Annotated in this window: 17 protein-coding genes; 13 read left to right on the plus strand and 4 right to left on the minus strand. The window is 57.9% G+C overall.

What is annotated here, in order from left to right; all coding sequences use genetic code 11:
• Positions 1-42 precede the first annotated feature (42 nt).
• Genes ACO6VX_RS00705 through pstB form a run of 3 tightly spaced genes read left to right on the plus strand, consistent with a single transcriptional unit; the run spans position 43 to position 4541 of the window.
• Positions 43-2130: an ABC transporter permease subunit gene (locus tag ACO6VX_RS00705; RefSeq protein WP_124890199.1), complete on the plus strand. Its 2088-nt coding sequence runs from the start codon at positions 43-45 to the stop codon at positions 2128-2130.
• Positions 2127-3761 (plus strand): phosphate ABC transporter permease PstA, encoded by a 1635-nt coding sequence (pstA, locus tag ACO6VX_RS00710; RefSeq protein WP_422457423.1) that lies wholly within the window; start codon positions 2127-2129, stop codon positions 3759-3761. Before ACO6VX_RS00705 ends, pstA begins: the two co-directional genes overlap by 4 nt.
• 12 nt (positions 3762-3773) lie before the next feature.
• Entirely contained in the window at positions 3774-4541 is a 768-nt protein-coding gene (gene pstB / locus ACO6VX_RS00715) for a phosphate ABC transporter ATP-binding protein PstB (protein WP_010260068.1), read from the plus strand.
• Positions 4542-4650: 109 nt separating this feature from the next.
• Here pstB and purN read toward each other — a convergent pair whose 3' ends face one another.
• On the minus strand, positions 4651-5289 hold the full coding sequence (gene purN, locus ACO6VX_RS00720) for a phosphoribosylglycinamide formyltransferase (RefSeq protein ID WP_010260066.1): 639 nt from the start codon (positions 5287-5289) through the stop codon (positions 4651-4653).
• Positions 5286-6326 (minus strand): phosphoribosylformylglycinamidine cyclo-ligase, encoded by a 1041-nt coding sequence (gene purM / locus ACO6VX_RS00725; RefSeq protein ID WP_010671337.1) that lies wholly within the window; start codon positions 6324-6326, stop codon positions 5286-5288. The genes purN and purM overlap by 4 nt, the downstream gene beginning before the upstream one ends.
• A gap of 229 nt (positions 6327-6555) precedes the next feature.
• Between purM and upp the strand changes: the two genes are divergently transcribed.
• The 3 genes from upp (at position 6556) to hda (ending at position 9422) form a co-directional block, all read left to right on the plus strand.
• Positions 6556-7182, plus strand: coding sequence for a uracil phosphoribosyltransferase (gene upp, locus ACO6VX_RS00730; RefSeq protein WP_009088774.1), 627 nt, complete (start codon positions 6556-6558; stop codon positions 7180-7182).
• A 147-nt stretch (positions 7183-7329) separates the two neighbouring features.
• A complete protein-coding gene (gene uraA, locus ACO6VX_RS00735) occupies positions 7330-8613 on the plus strand; it encodes a uracil permease (protein WP_010260058.1) in 1284 nt (427 codons plus the stop codon).
• Between the two features lie 107 nt (positions 8614-8720).
• Positions 8721-9422, plus strand: coding sequence for a DnaA inactivator Hda (hda, locus tag ACO6VX_RS00740; RefSeq protein WP_195719715.1), 702 nt, complete (start codon positions 8721-8723; stop codon positions 9420-9422).
• On the opposite strand, the gene arsC is transcribed toward hda, so the two are convergent.
• Both arsC and ACO6VX_RS00750 read right to left on the minus strand, forming a co-directional pair.
• Positions 9419-9760: an arsenate reductase (glutaredoxin) gene (gene arsC / locus ACO6VX_RS00745; RefSeq protein WP_033778680.1), complete on the minus strand. Its 342-nt coding sequence runs from the start codon at positions 9758-9760 to the stop codon at positions 9419-9421. The two genes, hda and arsC, sit on opposite strands and share 4 nt — an antisense overlap.
• A gap of 32 nt (positions 9761-9792) precedes the next feature.
• Positions 9793-11256 carry a tetratricopeptide repeat protein gene (locus ACO6VX_RS00750; RefSeq protein ID WP_010260049.1) on the minus strand — a complete coding sequence of 488 codons (1464 nt, stop codon included), beginning with the start codon at positions 11254-11256 and terminating at the stop codon, positions 9793-9795.
• Between the two features lie 754 nt (positions 11257-12010).
• On the opposite strand from ACO6VX_RS00750, the gene ACO6VX_RS00755 reads away from it, so the two are divergent.
• The 7 genes from ACO6VX_RS00755 (at position 12011) to ACO6VX_RS00785 (ending at position 18079) form a co-directional block, all read left to right on the plus strand.
• Positions 12011-12616: a DsrE family protein gene (locus tag ACO6VX_RS00755; RefSeq protein ID WP_010671340.1), complete on the plus strand. Its 606-nt coding sequence runs from the start codon at positions 12011-12013 to the stop codon at positions 12614-12616.
• 31 nt (positions 12617-12647) lie between these two features.
• The gene (locus tag ACO6VX_RS00760) at positions 12648-13256 is read left to right on the plus strand and encodes a DsrE family protein (protein ID WP_010671341.1); all 609 of its coding nucleotides are present in this window, start codon (positions 12648-12650) and stop codon (positions 13254-13256) included.
• A 124-nt stretch (positions 13257-13380) separates the two neighbouring features.
• Complete coding sequence (locus ACO6VX_RS00765; RefSeq protein WP_422457425.1) at positions 13381-14406, plus strand: LacI family DNA-binding transcriptional regulator; 1026 nt, start codon at positions 13381-13383, stop codon at positions 14404-14406.
• A complete protein-coding gene (locus ACO6VX_RS00770) occupies positions 14390-15412 on the plus strand; it encodes an ABC transporter substrate-binding protein (RefSeq protein ID WP_422457427.1) in 1023 nt (340 codons plus the stop codon). Before ACO6VX_RS00765 ends, ACO6VX_RS00770 begins: the two co-directional genes overlap by 17 nt.
• Entirely contained in the window at positions 15412-16287 is an 876-nt protein-coding gene (locus tag ACO6VX_RS00775; RefSeq protein WP_050482729.1) for an ABC transporter permease, read from the plus strand. Before ACO6VX_RS00770 ends, ACO6VX_RS00775 begins: the two co-directional genes overlap by 1 nt.
• Entirely contained in the window at positions 16284-17099 is an 816-nt protein-coding gene (locus ACO6VX_RS00780) for an ABC transporter permease (protein ID WP_022624145.1), read from the plus strand. The genes ACO6VX_RS00775 and ACO6VX_RS00780 overlap by 4 nt, the downstream gene beginning before the upstream one ends.
• Positions 17096-18079: an ABC transporter ATP-binding protein gene (locus ACO6VX_RS00785; protein ID WP_163850736.1), complete on the plus strand. Its 984-nt coding sequence runs from the start codon at positions 17096-17098 to the stop codon at positions 18077-18079. Before ACO6VX_RS00780 ends, ACO6VX_RS00785 begins: the two co-directional genes overlap by 4 nt.
• Position 18080 lies beyond the last annotated feature (1 nt).

Below are 18080 nucleotides of genomic sequence, written 5' to 3' on the forward strand. Positions count from 1 at the left end.
CGGGCAACATAGCGGCTTATTTTGGCCTGCTAGCGGAACCGCATGAGCGCAAACCACATTCCTGTCCAATTCAGCGATCGTAAGCGTCGTGCCGTTGACCGTCTGACACGGCGACTGGTCACCTGCTGTGGCGTGGCGATCCTGCTATTGATGCTGCTGCTCTTCTGCTGGCTGATTGGCGTGGTATTACCGCTGTTTAATGCGCCGGGCCTGCAGATTGCGGCCAGCCAGCAACTCTGGGATCGTGCGCCAGCCTTAGCGATTGGCAATCAGGGGAAGGTCGGCTGGCGCATCAGCGAGCGCGGTGCGGCGCGTTTTATTCCGCTGGATGGTCAGCCTGCGGAACCGGCACTGGCCCTGACCCCGCCGCCCGGGGAGATAGTGCGGAGTGCCGATGAGCAGACGTTACTGCTGAATATGCAGGGTGCGCTGACTCTGATTCAGCCAACCGCCGACCAGCAGTGGCGTTTTCCGCTGGGAGACAAACCGTTTCATCTGCCCGATGGCGCAGTGACGAAGATGGCGCTGGCGACGCGCCATGCGGGTCAGTGGCGTATAGCCGCACTCACTGAGGCCGGACTCCGGGTGCTGACGCTCGGCACCGATCGCCAGGCCTCGGTTATCCCGCTGCCGCAACGCCAGCTGGATCTGCTGGCGCTCTCGCCGTCCGGCGATCTGCTCTACACCACCGAAGGCAATCTGCTGCGGGTCTGGCAACTTGACGATGACCGTGCACTATTGCGCGAAACGCACGCCCTGCCGCAGCGGCCAAAAAGTCTGCATCTGCTGGTGGGCGGCACAAGCCTGCTGATCCAGGATGGCAGCGGCGTCACGCAGTGGTTTGCTATCGCCAGCGAACAGGGGCCGCGCCTGCAGCGCATTCGTACTTTTGCCAACAGCGACGGTGAGACCATTCTGGTGACGGAATCACAACGCCGCGTGTTTGCGACGCTCAGTAAACAGGGGATGCTGCGGCTGTTTGCCAGCAAGCAGGATGGCCCGATACTGCAGCGTCAGCTGGAACCTGGCATTGTGCAGGCGCAGTTTTCGCCACGTGGCGACAGCCTGCTGATTGAACGGGCGGGAAGCTGGCAGACCCTGCGGCTTGATAATCCGTGGCCGGACGTCACCTGGCGCAATTTCTGGCAAAAAATCTGGTATGAAAATTACCCCGGACCGGACTGGATCTGGCAATCGACCGCGGCGGGTGACAGTTATCAGGCCAAGTTCAGCCTGATGCCGATGGTGATGGGTACGCTGAAAGCGGCGAGTTTAGCGCTGCTGTTTGCCACACCGCTGGCGCTGGCGGCGGCGATGTACACCGCCTGGTTTATGGCGCCAGGCCTGCGACGCTGGGTCAAACCGGCCATTGAGATGATGGGTGCGCTGCCAAGCGTAGTGGTGGGGCTGATTGCCGGGATCTGGCTCGCGCCGCATATTGGTCAGGCGCTGGTGGGTGTGCTGCTGCTGCCGCTGACGCTGGCGGGCACGCTGCTGCTGTGCGGCGTATTCAGCGCGCGTTTACCGCCGCGCTGGCGTCAGCCGGGTCATGAAGTGCTGATTCTGCTGCCGCTGTTACTGCTGGTCACGCTGCTGACGCTGTGGCTGCCCACGCTGTTGATACCGGATGCGGGCGACTGGCTGCCGCATTACGAACAGCGCAATCTGCTGGTAGCCGCACTGGCGATGGGCTTTGCGCTGGTACCGCTGATCTTTACCCTCTCTGAGGATGCGCTGTTCAGCGTGCCGGCTGCACTGGGGCAGGGCTCGCTGGCACTGGGCGCGACGCCGTGGCAAACCCTGACCCGCGTCGTGCTGCCGGGTGCTTCCGCCGGTATTTTTGCCGCTCTGATGATTGGTCTGGGGCGTGCCGTAGGAGAAACCATGATTTTGCTGATGGCGACCGGCAACACGCCGCAAAGTGAAGGTGGCCTGTTCAGCGGCCTGCGCGCGCTGTCCGCCAATATCGCCATTGAGATGCCGGAAGCGGCGGCGGGGAGTGCTCATTATCGCGTGCTGTTTCTTAGCGCCCTGATGCTGCTGCTGTTTACGCTGGTGATCAACACGGTTGCCGAGCTGATCCGTCAGCGGCTGCGCCAGCGCTACAGCCAGCACGAGGAGCAGGCATGAAAGCGATGCAACAGAACGATCGCTGGCGCTGGCTAACCGCCGGTGCCGTAGCCGTCTGCCTGCTGGCCTTTACGCTGCTGATTGGGTTACTGGCCTGGCAGGGCGTGCGCGCTTTCTGGCCGCAGCGCGTCGATCTCTACACGTTTAGCCAGCCTGAAGGGGGCGAGACGCGGCTGCTGGGTGAAACCCTGGAACATCAGCGGCGCTTTCCGGCCCCGGCAGATGAGCAGGGCAACAGCGGCGGACAGGTTAATCGTTATCTGATTAAAACCGGTAACCGTGACTGGGACGCACCCGATTTCCGGGTGGTTTACAGTCGCACGGCGGCGCAGGTCAGCCAGCCAGCGGACATCATGGTGCTGCAGCGCCGCAGCCACGGTCAGGCATACGGCTGGTTTGTCGGCCTGCGTGAGGATAATGAAGAGCTGACTGCGCAGGATCCCGATGCACTGCTGCATCAGCGGCTCGGACAGGTGCAGATGCTGGTGCGGCAGGCTAATCAGATTCGCCGGGTCGATATGGCGCGCCTCAACAGCCAGCGTGAGCAGCTTGATGAGCAGGCGGCCACAAACCGTGCTGCCGGGCGCTTTGATCTGCAGGCCGAGTCAGAATATCAGGCCAATCAGGCCGCTTTGCAGCGCCGGTTTAATCAGCTGAGCGAGACACTGGCTTCGCTGCAACAGCAGAGTCAGCGCGATCTGTTAATCCTGCGGGATGTACATGGCACCAAACATGCGATCCCGCTGACCGAAATCGTTGACAGCTGGAAGCCGAACGCGATGACGCTGACCGGCAAAACGCTGCATTTTCTGCATCAACTGTGGCGTTTCGTCAGTGATTCACCCGCTGAAGGCGAGAGTGAATCCGGGGCGTTCCCGGCGATCTTTGGCACCGTGCTGATGGTGCTGCTGATGTCGGTGGTCGTGATGCCGCTGGGTGTCATCGCCGCCATCTGGCTGCATGAATATGCCGGACGCAATGCGCTGACCAGACTGGTGCGCATCGCGGTGGTCAATCTGGCAGGCGTTCCTTCAATCGTCTATGGCGTATTTGGTCTGGGCTTCTTTGTCTGGCTGGTGGGCGGCACGATAGACCAGCTCTTCTTCGCCAGCGCGCTGCCCAATCCCACCTTCGGGACACCTGGTTTGCTGTGGGCGTCGCTGACTCTGGCGTTACTAACGCTGCCGGTGGTGATTGTGGCGACCGAAGAGGGACTATCCCGCATTCCCAACAGCCTGCGGCAGGGATCGCTGGCGCTGGGCGCGACTCAGGCGGAAACCCTGTGGAACGTGGTGCTGCCGATGGCGGTGCCTGCCATGCTGACCGGCCTGATTCTGGCGGTGGCGCGTGCCGCTGGTGAAACCGCGCCGCTGATGCTGGTTGGCGTGGTAAAAATGGTGCCGGAACTGCCCGTCGACGCGGTGTTTCCTTATCTGCATCTGGATCGCAAATTTATGCATATGGGCTTCCAGATTTACGATCTGGCGTTTCAGAGTCCGAATATTGAAGCTGACCGGCCGCTGGTGTTCGCCACCGCGCTGCTGCTGGTGCTGATTATTCTGTCGCTTAATCTGCTGGCGATGGGCCTGCGTCACCGTCTGCGTGAACGCTATCGCCTTATGACTCAATAACAGGCTATGACTATGACGTCCGACACGGATATCGCGCTGACCGTTAACCAGCTGTCGCTGTGGTATGGCGAGCGCCAGGCGCTGCAGGCTATTTCGCTGCAGGTGCCGAAAAACAAGATTACCGCGCTGATTGGTCCCTCCGGCTGTGGCAAATCGACGCTGCTGCGCTGCTTTAATCGCATGAATGATGTGATTGATCATTGCCGGGTCGAGGGTGAGGTGTTGCTGGGATCGCAGCCGATCCTGCGACCTGAGCAGGATCTCTCGGCGCTGCGTCGTCGGGTCGGCATGGTGTTTCAGCGCCCCAATCCTTTTCCAAAATCGATCTATGAAAATGTGGTCTACGGGCTGCGTTTACAGGGTGTACGCGATCGGCGGGTGCTGAACGAAGCCTGTGAACGTGCGCTGCGCGCGGCGGCGCTGTGGAGTGAGGTCAAAGATCAGCTGTCACAGAATGCGCTGACGCTCTCGACCGGACAGCAGCAGCGGCTGGTGATTGCCCGCGCCATTGCGATTGAACCGGAAGTTCTGCTGCTGGATGAGCCGACCTCCGCGCTCGATCCCATCTCAACGCTGGTGATTGAAGAGCTGATGACTACGCTCAAGCAGCATTTCACACTGGTGCTGGTGACGCACAACATGCAGCAGGCTTCTCGCGTGTCAGATTACACCGCGTTTATGCATCAGGGCGCGTTAGTTGAGTTTGATGAGACTGACCGTATCTTTACCGCGCCAAAACAGCGACGGACCGAAGATTATATTACGGGGCGTTACGGTTAAGTCAGTAACGGGAGCAGAGCAGGTTGTTATGTCAGACGGCTCAAAGGCTCCCTGAGCCTTTACCCTGACCGCCAGCACTTCAGGGGAAGCCCCGGCTTCCCCTGTCGGGTCAGTCGTTAGCATAACCCTGCGGCGGCAGCGGTTCGCCATCCAGCCAGGCCTTGCCGTCACGCATCGCCAGACGACCCTCAACAAACCAGCCGATTACCATCGGATAAATGGCATGCTCCTGATGCTGCACCCGCTCCGTAATCTCCGCTTCGCTGTCGCCGGGAAAAACCGGGACTTTGGCCTGCAGGATCACCGGACCTCCATCCAGCTCGTCAGTGACGAAATGTACGGAGGTGCCATGTTCGCTATCGCCATTTTCCAGCGCCTGACGATGCGTATGCAGACCCGGATATTTCGGCAACAGGGAAGGGTGGATATTCAGCAGGCGATCGTGAAAATGGGCCACGAACGCGCTGCTGAGAATGCGCATATATCCTGCCAGCACAATCAGGTCTGGAGTGTAGGCTTCGATTTCAGCGATGAGCTGGCGATCGAAGGCTTCGCGGTCAGTGAAGTCGCTGGCGGCAAGCGAGTGGGCAGGAATACCTGCCTCCTGCGCCCGCGTAAGGCCATAAGCGGCGGCGCGGTTGCTGAACACGGCAGCCACGCTGCCGTGAATCCGCCCGCTTGCACAGGCGTCAAGGATGGACTGAAGGTTACTTCCGTTGCCGGAAATCAGTACAACCAGCTTTTTCATCCGTTGATGACCACACGCTCTTCGGCATCAGACGCTTTAATCACGCCGAGCTTCCAGGCTTTCTCGCCCGCAGCCTGCATCAGCGCAATCGCGTTGTCCGCGTCTGCCGGACTCAGGGCGATGATCATGCCGACGCCGCAGTTAAAGGTACGGTACATCTCGAAACGGCTGACGTTGCCCGCCTGCTGTAACCAGCTGAAGACGGCCGGCCACTGCCAGCTCTTCTCGTCGATGACGGCCTGAGTGTTGTCGGGCAGCACGCGCGGAATATTCTCCCAGAAGCCGCCGCCGGTCAGGTGTGCGATAGCGTGCACATCGACCTGCTCAATCAGGCTCAGGATATTTTTCACGTAGATGCGGGTCGGTTCCAGCAGATGATCGGCCAGCGGTTTGCCTTCCAGCTGTTCAGCCAGCGGATCGGTATTGCTGACTTCCAGAATCTTACGCACCAGCGAATAGCCGTTGGAGTGCGGGCCGCTGGAGCCGAGGGCAATCAGTACGTCGCCATCCTGCACCTTGCTGCCATCAATGATCTCTGACTTTTCCACCACGCCAACACAGAAACCGGCCACATCGTAATCTTCGCCGTGATACATGCCTGGCATCTCAGCGGTTTCACCGCCCACCAGCGCACAACCCGACTGCAGACAACCTTCGGCGATGCCGGTGATCACCGCAGAGGCGGTATCCACATCCAGTTTGCCGGTAGCGTAGTAGTCGAGGAAGAAGAGGGGCTCGGCGCCCTGTACCACCAGGTCGTTGACACACATCGCCACCAGGTCAACACCAATGGCATCGTGACGTTTGAGATCCATCGCCAGACGCAGCTTGGTGCCAACGCCATCGGTGCCGGAGACCAGCACCGGTTCACGGTATTTCTGCGGCAGCGCGCAAAGCGCACCAAAACCGCCCAGTCCACCCATCACTTCCGGGCGACGCGTCTTTTTCACTACGCCTTTAATACGGTCAACCAGAGCGTTACCAGCATCAATATCAACACCGGCGTCTTTGTAACTGAGAGAGGTTTTGTCGGTCACTGCGAGGTCCCCACGCGAGTTGCGGTTGGTGGTTTAAAATAAAGCGCGGCAATTCTATCAGTGCAGGCAAACGTTTGCGAGTCCGGGATTGCGCATCGGGCGATTTTCATTAATCCTCTATTTGTCCCGGTAAAACCCGCGGCTTTGCGCAAGAGCAGGTGGCGCGGAGCGTAAAAGGCGGTATAATCCCGCGATTTTTTTTAGCTCAACTCATTCCGGGAGAACACCAATGAAGATCGTGGAAGTCAGACACCCGCTGGTCAAACATAAACTGGGCTTGATGCGTGAGCATGATATCAGTACAAAGCGTTTTCGCGAGCTGGCGTCTGAAGTGGGCAGCCTGCTGACCTACGAAGCGACCGCCGATCTGGAAACAGAGCGCGTAACCATTGAGGGCTGGAATGGCCCGGTAGAGATCGATCAGATCAAAGGCAAAAAAATCACGGTGGTGCCGATTCTGCGTGCCGGCCTGGGCATGATGGAAGGGGTGCTGGAGCACGTTCCCAGCGCCCGTATCAGCGTGGTGGGTGTTTACCGTGATGAAGAGACACTGGAGCCGGTTCCCTATTTCCAGAAGCTGGTCTCTAACATCGAAGAGCGCCTGGCGCTGGTTGTCGATCCTATGCTGGCGACTGGCGGTTCCATGATCGCCACCATCGACCTGCTGAAGAAAGCGGGCTGCACCAGCATTAAAGTGCTGGTACTGGTTGCCGCACCAGAAGGGATTGCCGCGCTGGAGAAAGCGCATCCTGACGTTGAGCTTTACACCGCGTCAGTGGATCAGGGACTGAATGAGAAGGGTTACATCATTCCCGGGCTCGGCGATGCCGGGGACAAGATTTTCGGAACCAAATAAATCGCATAGCCGACCAGAGAGTCGGCTTTTTTTTGGCAAAAAAAAGATCCCCGAACGGGTTCGGTGTGGCTGCGAGGCTCACCGGCGTGCCTGCTGCTGTGCCAGAGGCGCGCGCCCTGGGGGATAAATAACACAAGGGGATAAATGATGACTCGTCGCGCCATTGGCGTCAGTGAACGACCGCCGTTACTGCAAACCATTCCACTCAGCCTGCAACACCTGTTCGCCATGTTTGGTGCCACGGTACTGGTACCGATTCTGTTCCACATCAACCCGGCGACGGTGCTGTTATTTAACGGCGTAGGCACGCTGATCTACCTCTTTATCTGTAAAGGCAAAATTCCCGCTTACCTCGGTTCCAGTTTTGCCTTTATCTCGCCAGTACTGCTATTGCTGCCGCTGGGGTATGAGGTCGCGCTGGGCGGATTTATCCTGTGCGGCGTGCTGTTCTGTCTGGTGGCGCTGATTGTCAAACGCGCGGGCACCGGCTGGCTCGATGTGATGTTTCCCCCGGCGGCGATGGGCGCGATTGTCGCCGTCATCGGTCTGGAGCTGGCAGGGGTAGCCGCTAATATGGCGGGTTTGCTGCCCGCGGAAGGCAGTGCGCCCGACAGTACAACCGTGCTGATTTCGCTGGTCACGCTGGCAGTGACGGTATTCGGTTCCGTGCTGTTTCGTGGCTTCCTGGCGATCATCCCGATTCTGGTCGGGGTGGTAGCGGGTTATCTGCTCTCTGCATTTATGGGCATTGTTGACTGGAGCGGCGTGATCAAAGCACCCTGGTTTGCGCTGCCAACTTTCTATACCCCGCGCTTTGAGTGGGTGGCGATGCTGACGATCCTGCCTGCGGCGCTGGTGGTGATTGCCGAGCATATCGGTCATCTGGTGGTCACCGCCAACATCGTAAAGAAAGATCTGATTCGCGACCCTGGCCTGCATCGTTCAATGTTCGCCAACGGCTTATCAACGGTCATCTCCGGCTTCTTTGGTTCAACGCCTAACACCACCTACGGTGAAAACATCGGGGTGATGGCGATTACCCGCGTCTACAGTACCTGGGTGATTGGCGGCGCGGCGATTCTGGCGATCCTGCTCTCCTGTGTCGGCAAACTGGCGGCGGTGATCCAGGCGATCCCGGTACCGGTAATGGGCGGCGTGTCGCTGCTGCTGTATGGCGTGATCGGCGCATCCGGTATTCGGGTGTTGATCGAGTCCAAAGTCGATTACAACAAAGCGCAAAATCTGATCCTGACCTCGGTGATCCTGATCATCGGCGTCAGCGGTGCGAAGGTGCATATCGGTGCTGCGGAGCTGAAAGGCATGGCGCTGGCGACAATCGTAGGGGTTGGATTAGCGCTGATCTTCCGTGTGATCTCGCTGTTGCGTCCGGAAGAAGTGGTGCTGGAGGCTGAAGAATCGCGCGAGCCGTGATCGCAGCAAGCCTGACAGGATCGGGGCAGGGACGCCCCATTCATCTCTTTCTGAAAACTGTGTTAGACTTCCCCCGATTTTTTGCTTGTTCTCTTGCTGAGGTGCTTCTGAACACGCCGGCACAATTGTCATTGCCACTCTATTTACCTGACGATGAAACCTTCTCCAGCTTCTGGCCGGGGGAAAACCCGTCGCTGATTGCCGCGCTGAAAGGCGCTCTCAACCAACAACATGGCAGCTATCTCTACTTCTGGTCACGCGAAGGCGGAGGGCGGAGCCATTTGCTGCACGCCGCGTGCGCCGAGATGTCAGCGCGCAGCGAAGCGGTCGGTTACGTTCCGCTGGATAAACGCACCTGGTTTGTACCGGAAGTACTGGAAGGGATGGAGCAGCTGTCACTGGTCTGCATCGATAACATCGAGTGCATTGCAGGCGAGCCTGAATGGGAAATGGCGATCTTCGATCTCTATAACCGTATTCTGGAAACCGGCAATACGCGCCTGTTTATTACCGGCGATCGTCCGCCACGCCAGCTTAATCTGCAACTGCCCGATCTCGCCTCGCGGCTGGACTGGGGGCAGATCTATCGCCTGCAGCCTCTCTCCGACGAAGACAAATTACAGGCGCTGCAACTGCGCGCCGGGTTACGCGGATTTGAGCTGCCGGAAGATGTGGGTCGCTTCCTGCTGAAGCGACTGGATCGTGAAATGCGCACCCTGTTTGATACGCTGGATCGGCTTGATCGCGCCTCGATCAGCGCCCAGCGTAAACTCACCATTCCGTTTGTGAAAGAGACACTCGGCCTTTAAAACAGGTCGAGCACCGCTTCGGGCGGACGCCCGATCCGCGCCTTGTCGCCATTGATCACTATCGGCCTTTCAATCAGCACCGGATGTTCCACCAGCGCATCCAGCAGCGCACTTTCGCTTTTGTCGCTGAGTGCCAGTTCGCTATAGATCGCCTCTTTAGTCCGCATCAACTGCTGTGCGCTCTGCATTCCCAGTTTCTGTAACAGGATTTGCAGCGTCTCGCGATCGGGCGGCGCTTGCAGATAGAGCACCACGTCCGGCTCGATCCCGCGGGCGTTCAGCAGTGCCAGCGTCTCGCGGCTCTTGCTGCAGCGCGGGTTGTGGTAAATCGTCACCATCTCAGACTCTCCTCTATTCGCAGCGTGAATGCTCAGCCTTTCTGATATTGCTTAAAGCGCTGTTGTAACTGGCGCAGCTGATCGATACGGGCATCGTAGCGCGCCTGTTTCAGGCTGCCGAGCGGCACCTGTGCGCTGGCGCTGCCAAGCGCGGTGATCGCCTGATCGAGCTGGCCATTCAGCGCCAGACTCTCTGCCCGCGCCGATAACTCTTCATCATTCAGTCCCTGCTGTGCAGACGCCTGGGCCAGCAAATCCCAGCCGTTGGGATCATCTTTATTAGCCCAGGTGTAGCGATTCAGAATGCGGCTGGCATTGGCATACTGTTTCGCTTCAACGTAGGCGTTGGCCAGGTTGAGCTGCACCACCGGGCTGTTTTTTGCACTGGTGGCGGCGCTGAGCAGGGCGATCGCCTGTTGTGGCTGATTCAGGCCGATATCGATGTCTGACATAAGATCCAGGAACCAGACGTTATTCGGCTGTTTCGCCAGCAGCGGCGTCATAATCCGCTTCGCATCGGCAAAGCTTTTCGCCTGCAAAAACTGTATGGCTTTGCCATATTGTGACGCCAGCTGCTCACGAGAATTGCCGCTGGCATACTGGCTCAGCAGTTCGTCGGTGAGCTGATTACGCCCGGTGGAGTACATGCCCAGTGAACGCACCTTTGCCAGATAGAAATCTTCTGTAGATTGCACCACCACCGGGCGCATCTGGTTAGCGCGGTTGCGGGCATCCGCCAGACGGCTGTCGGGCAGGGGATGCGTCAGCAGAATTTCAGGAGGCTTCGAGGAGAAACGGCTCTGATCGGCCAGCTTCTGTAAAAAGTTCGGCATCGCCTGAGGATCAAACCCGGCGCGCTGCAGTACCTGAATTCCGATGCGGTCGGCTTCCTGCTCATTACCCTGGGTAAAACTGATAATCCCCTGCTGAGTTCCCGCCAGAGTGCCGGTCAGTGCTGCCATGCCCGCCTGCGGATTGGCCATCGCCAGCAGAATAGAGCCCAGCGCACCGACCCATGTCAGTGGCGCATTGCGCTTCTGATCTTCCATTGCGCGCGCCAGATGGCGCTGGGTAACGTGTGAGATCTCATGCGCCATTACTGATGCCAGCTGGCTTTCATTTTCGGTATAGCGGAACAGCGCTGAGTGCAGCACCACGTTGCCACCAAAAAAGGCAAAGGCGTTAAGCTCATCGTTCTGAATCAGAAAGAAGTGGAACGGGGTTTTCACTGAGTCGGCGTGCGACACCAGTCGCTGACCCAGCTGATTAATATACTGATTAAGCAGCGGATCGTTGATCAGCGGCGCACTGGCACGCAGCTGGCGCACATAAAAGTCGCCCATCTGCAGTTCCTGATTAATCGACAGCGTCGAACCGGCCGTAGTGCCAATATCGGGAAGTGAATCACTGACATCGGCGTAAGCAGGTGACAGAGTAGTGAAAATGAGCGTCGGAAGGAGCGCGGCGATCAGCGTTTTCTTTAACCGGTTCAACATGCCTTAATCCTGTAGAGAGGCCCTGAAAATGGACAGGTGCGCAGCGGGAATGTTCCATTTTTCGCAGATAACGACGGTTCGTGACTATCTTAACCAGAGCATCAAAAGAATGAAATGTCGTTTTCTGGCAAACGACCAACGTAATTTGTGCAAGAACGCCCATTTTGACGAAAAAAATTGAACGTCCTGCCAACTTAAACCGCGGTTAAACGAATAAAAACCGGCGGAGTATCGCCGGGTTTGTGAGCGGTTAAGTAATGCCTTATTCATTTATTCCCAATGCGCTTCGGCAGAATAAAGCAGAATCTGCTGCCGCGCAGATTTAGCCTGTGAGCGGATTTTTTTAAAGTTATGTAAATTCACTCAAAAAAACTGACTATGGCATGAGTTTTTCCAGGTCTACTCTGAAAAAATAGCCCTCTCTGAGCCGTGAATCTCCTCTTCGCCATTGATAAATTAAATCGTAGCTCCCGCCTTTATCCTGCTTATTCCAGCTACGCCTGGCTGTTATTTATTGCTGTTAATGTCACAGGAAGTGAAAAGAGCACAAAGAGTCAGGTCCATTCTGATTAAGACCTTTTTTTCCTCATAATGAAACTTTTCGATTAATACGGAAGGTGAATAATTTCAGCAGTTATCAGCCGCGCGCTGACCTGAATTTACGCAGGCGAGAATTATGCCTGCGCTGTGATATAGATAGCCGACCTGATTCAGTCCTGAATCTGCCAGACATTATTTGCCGGAGAGAAGTGTTATGCGTTCAGTTGTTTCATACGCGTTAATCGCCATTATTGGCGGAGTCGTTGGCGCGGCTGTCACACAGAGTGGCGAGATTTATGACAAAGTGACACGCCATTTTGCAACCGAGCCACAGGAAGCCCCGGGATTCTGGAGCACACCAGCGATTGAAGGTTACGGCAAAATTCATTATGAGCCCGACGCCGCGTTTAAACCGGTTGCGGGCCTGAGCAATAAAATTGTTTTCCAGATTACCCGAAGCGATGGCGCGATGACCGCGCCCAATCTGGGACTGGAGCGTGTGGCGCGCGTGGTGAATTTATATATCGCCTCCGGCATTCCGGCCGATCAGCTGAAGTTTGTCGTTTCGGTCACCGGCGATGCGACGCCCGCCATGCTGGATAACGCCCATTTTAAAAAGTTTTATGGCATCGAAAATCCAAACCTGAAGCTGATTAATGAGCTGAATCAGGCGGGAGTGAAAGTCTCGGTCTGCGATCAGTCCGTGGCATTCCATCACTATCCTAATAACTGGATTGATAAATCTGTAGTCCATGCACTTTCCAGTCCGACCACCGTATCAACCCTGCAAAACCAGGGATACGCGTGGCTGGCAATGTAATTGATGTTTTAAACGATCGGGAGAAGAGTTAATGCGTCCAGCAGCTTTAGTGGTGATGGCAGCCGTAGCGGGATTTATCGGAGGCAATGTTTTACAGTTGCCGGAATTATTCGATAAGGTCAGCGGAAAAATGGCGGATAATAAATCCGAACCTGCTGATTTCTGGAGTACGCCAGCGATTGAAGGCTACGGCAAAATACATTATGTCGATACGCCTGCATTTAAACCCGGCACGACAGCGGGCCTGAGTAATAAAATAGTATTCCAGATCAACCGCAGTGAAGGGGATATTCGTAAGCCGAATCTTGGTCTGGAGCGCGTAGCGCGCGTCACCAACCTCTATTATGCGGCAGGTGTGCCACTCGACCAGCTGAAATTTGTGGTGTCAATTAACGGCGACGCGGTTTCATCAGCGCTGAATAATGACCAGTTCAGCAAAGCCTACGGCGTCGATAACCCGAACCTGAAGCTGATCAGCGAGCTGAAAAAAGCGGGCGTTCAGGTCACTATCTGCGATCAGTCAGTGGCGTTTCATCAGCTTGAGCGCAACTGGATCGACCCGATGGTCACTCACACTATCTCCAGCGGCACCACCGTTGCGACCCTGGAAAACAGCGGTTACGCCTTCCTGATGCTTTAATTCCCCCACAGCGGCGTCACTGCCGCTGTCATCTGCCCGTCAAATTGCTGTGATGCCCCTGTCATAGAACGCCACTAGTGTTGTCGCAATGAGATCGATCTCATCGACAATACACGAGGCAGTCATGACCGATTTAATCAGCGTAGCCAGACTGGCAGGGGTCTCCCGCGCAACCGCTGCGCGCGCCTTTTCTGACCCTCATCTGCTAAAACCGGGCACGCTGCAAAAGGTGCTTGCCGCCTCGGAACAGATCGGTTTCCGTCCGAATCATATTGCCCGTCAGCTCCGCACCCAGCACTCCACCACGCTTGGCGTCCTGTTGCCTTCACTGCTCAATCCGGTTTTTGCCATGCAGTTACAGGCGATGGAGCAGCAGGCTCGTCTGGCGGGATATGGGCTGCTGGTAGCAACCAGTGATTATCAGGCTGAGCGGGAAGCGGCCATTGTCGAACTTATGCTGCACCAGCGTGTCGCCGGTCTGGTACTGACGGTGGCAGATGCCGACAGCAGTGCGCTGCTGCCGACACTGGCAGCGGCGAAGATGCCCTTCGTGCTGACCCACAACGTACCGCAACAGCACGAATGGCCCGCGCTGTGCGTAGATAACCGCAAAGCCATTGCCGAAGCGACCGCCCATCTGGTGTCACTGGGACACCGCCACATCGTGATGGCTGCCGGTCCTATGCAGCAATCTGACCGCGCCCGTCTGCGCTACCTTGGCTACTGCGATGCCATGCAGCAGGCCGGTCTGACGCCGCAGGCGATGATTGAGATGCCCAGCCATATCCAGTCCGATTTCCATCTGTTGCTGCCGCTGATTAATGCACCTTTGCCGCTGACGGCGGTGATTTGCAGTAACGATCTGCTGGCTATCAGCCTGCTGGGCGCCGCTGCGCGTGCCGGCGTCAGCGTTCCGAATCAGCTCTCCGTGGTCGGCTTCGATGGCATTGAGCTGGGCGAACAGCTTTCACCTTCACTGGCCAGCGTGGTGCAGCCGATTGCGCTAATGGGCGCGCGCGCTATTGACCTGCTTCTGAATCCCGTCGGCGGTAAAACCCATCTGCTGGCTCATCATTTACGTTTCGGGGAGAGTGTCGCCCCGGCATTTCATGGCTCTTTTTCAGGGGAACATCATGTCACTCACCGTTAGTTTCAAACCTATCGCCAGCGCTGCGCTGCTGGCCGGATGCACGCTTGCCTCATCGTGGGCGCAGGCGGCTGAAAATGCTATCTGCTACAACTGCCCGCCAGAGTGGGCCGACTGGGCGACACAGCTCCAGGCGATCGAAAAAACGACGGGTATTCATGTGCCGCAGGATAATAAAAATTCGGGTCAGGCGCTGGCGCAGCTGGTTGCCGAGAAAAGCAATCCGGTCGCCGACGTGGTCTATTACGGCGTCAGCTTCGGCATTCAGGCAGTCAGTGCAGACGTGGTCAGCGCTTACAAACCGGCAAACTGGGATCAGATCCCGGCAGGCATGAAAGATCCTGCTGGCAAGTGGGTGGCGCTGCACTCCGGTACCATGGGCTTTATGGTCAATGTTGATGCGCTGGGTGGCGCGCCGGTGCCGCGCTCCTGGGACGATCTGCTGAAGCCGGAATATAAAGGCATGGTGGGTTATCTTGATCCGGCCAGCGCCTTTGTCGGCTACGTTGCAGCCGTCGCGGTGAATCAGGCGAAAGGCGGCAGTCTTCATGACTTCACCCCGGCTATCAACTGGTTCAAAGCGCTGCAACGCAACCAGCCGATTGTGCCTAAGCAGACCGCCTATGCCCGGCTGATTTCAGGCGAAATCCCGATTCTGATCGACTACGACTTCAACGCCTATCGCGCCCGCTACAAAGATCACGCCAATGTGGAATTTGTGATCCCCAGCGAGGGGACGGTCACGGTGCCTTACGTCATCAGCCTGGTGAAAAATGCGCCGCATCCGGCCAACGGTAAGAAAGTGATCGATTTCGTGCTGTCAGATGCCGGTCAGGCGATCTGGGCTAATGCCTGGCTGCGTCCGGTCCGGGCGGGCGCGATGTCACCCGAAGCGAAGAAATATTTTCTGCCTGACAGCGACTATGCGCGCGCTCACACGGTTGATTATCAGCAGATGGCCGATGCGCAGAAGAGCTTCTCCGCCCGTTACCTGAGCGAGATCCGCTGATGTCACTCTCAGAGATCAATCCGTTTGCTGCTGGCGACTCAGTTCGCCACCGCCTTCGGCCGCTGGGGGCAAACTGGCCGTGGATGCTGCTGCCTGCGCTGCTGTTCTTTGCTGCCTTCTGGCTGTTGCCGTTTGCTCGTCTGTTGCAGATCGGTATGACGGAAGATCGCACGACTCACCACAGCGGCTACTGGACGGTAATCAGCCAGCCGCAATATCTGCAAAGCCTGCTGAATACCGTGCTGCTCTCGGCAGCGGTCACACTGGTGACGCTGCTGATTGCTGCGGTGGTGGGCTGCTTTCTGGCACGGCAGCGCTTTACCGGGCGAGGCACGCTGCTGGCGCTGCTGACCTTTCCGCTGGCCTTTCCGGGCGTGGTGGTGGGATTTCTGATGGTCATGCTGGCGGGGCGTCAGGGTGTTCTGGCGCAACTCAGTCTCAGCCTGTTTCATGAGCGCTGGGTCCTTGCCTATTCGCTCAGCGGTTTATTTATTGGCTATCTCTATTTTTCGCTGCCGCGCGCCATCGTGACGCTGGTGGCGGCCAGTGAAAAGCTGGACCGTTCGCTGGAAGAGGCCGCCCGTTCGCTGGGTGCCAGCCAGTGGCGCATCATCATTGACGTCATCATTCCTGGGCTGAAACCGGCGCTGCTCTCCTGCGGTGCGCTCTGTTTCGCCACCAGCATGGGCGCCTTTGGCACCGCATTTACCCTTGGCACAGAGCTCGCGGTGCTGCCGCTGACCATTTATGGTGAGTTCACTAATTACGCCAACTTTGCCACTGCGGCGGCGCTTTCGGTGGTGATGGGGGCGGTGGCTTGGCTGGCGCTGATGCTGGCGAACGGACTGGCTGCCCGCCGTAAGGAGAAGGCATGAAACGCCGGGGGCTGTTCTGGCTGCAGGTGGTGATCACCAGCCTCACCGCGCTGTTTATGATTGTGCCGGTTGTGCTCTCGATGCTGGCGGGCGTCACGCAGAACTATTTCACTGGCCTGCGCAGCGGCCTGACACTGAAGTGGGTGGAACAGGTGTGGCAGATGTATGCCGACACCTTCTGGCTGTCGCTGCTGATCGCTCTGAGTTGTCTGGCGGTAACGGTTATCGCTGGCGTGCCGGCCGCCTGGGGCTTACTGAAATCACCGTCTCGCTGGGCCAGCCGCATTGAGGAGTGCCTGATGCTGCCAGTCGCATTGCCGGGCCTCGCCACCGCTCTGGGCATCATTCTGCTCTATGGTCAGTTCAGCGCGTTGCGCGACAGCTGGCTCTTCATCCTGATCGGCCATGTGCTCTTTACCTTGCCCTTTATGATCCGACCGGTGCTGTCGGTGATGCAGGCAATTGATCTGCCGCGCCTTGAAGAAGCCGCCGCCAGCCTGGGGGCGGGCTTCTGGCGCCGCTTCTTTACCGTGGTCGTCCCGAACTGCCGTAACGGCATTCTGGCGGGCGCATTTATGGTGATCACCCTGTCGGTGGGGGAGTTCAACATTACCTGGATGCTGCACACGCCACTGACCAAAACCCTGCCGGTCGGTCTGGCCGACAGCTACACCTCGATGCGGCTGGAAGTCGGGTCCGCCTATACCCTGATCTTTATTATGATGATTTTACCGCTTCTGCTGTTGCTCAACGCCTGTAATCACTGGTTGGAACGGCAATCTTCGCGGCAGCAGAGAGAGGAAACCGTATGAATGAGGCCGTCAACGTGACGCTGCGCCACTGCTCGCGTCGCTTTAATCAGCAGGTCGCGCTGCATCCGCTCGACCTGCAGGTTCACGCCGGTGAAACACTGGTATTGCTGGGGCCGTCAGGCTGTGGCAAAACCACGCTGCTGCGTATTATCAGCGGTCTGGATAGCAGCGATCCCCCGGGAGAGATCTGGTTTAACAAGCGTAACGTCACCGCGCTGCCCATTGAGAAACGCAACGTTGGCATGGTGTTTCAGAACTACGCGCTGTTCCCGACGCTCAACGTGGCGCAGAACGTCGCCTATGGTCTGAAGGTGCAGGGCGTGCCACGTGCCGAGCGTGATGCGCGGGTCGCGGAGATGCTGGCACTGGTTGACCTGACACATCTGTCCCACCGGGCGATTGATAAATTGTCCGGCGGGCAGAAGCAGCGGGTGGCGCTGGCACGTGCGCTGGCCGCCCGGCCCAAAGTCCTGTTGTTCGATGAGCCGCTGGCAGCGCTTGACGCCAGGCTGCGCGATCGGCTGCGGCTGGAGATCGGCGCGCTGCTCAAGCGGCTGGCGATCACTGCGGTTTACGTCACCCACGATCAGCAGGAGGCGATGGCGCTGGGCGATCGCATCGCGGTGATGGAGCAGGGCCGTCTGGTGCAGTTGGATACTCCGCAGGGAATTTATCAGCGCCCGGCCTCCCGCTTTGTGGCGGATTTTGTGGGCGCCATAAACTGCATTGCGCACGATCCCGACGGTCATCCCCTGCGTTTTTGCCGCCCGGAAGATGTGCTGCTGGCCGACGACACCCGCTATGCCCAGCGCGGTGTGGTGGTGAGCAGTACGTTTCTTGGCGCCTCGCAGCGCTTACTGATCGATATCGGGCTGGATAACCCCATTCAGGTCGAGCGTCATGCCCGCGAAATCTGGCAGGCGGGACAGCGCATCAGCTGGTCGCTGACCCGCCAGGCCGCGCTGGAATTTAGTTGCTAAG

The sequence above is a fragment of the Pantoea sp. BJFS-204 genome (assembly GCF_049310725.1).
In the GTDB taxonomy this organism is placed as follows: Bacteria; Pseudomonadota; Gammaproteobacteria; order Enterobacterales; family Enterobacteriaceae; genus Pantoea; species Pantoea agglomerans.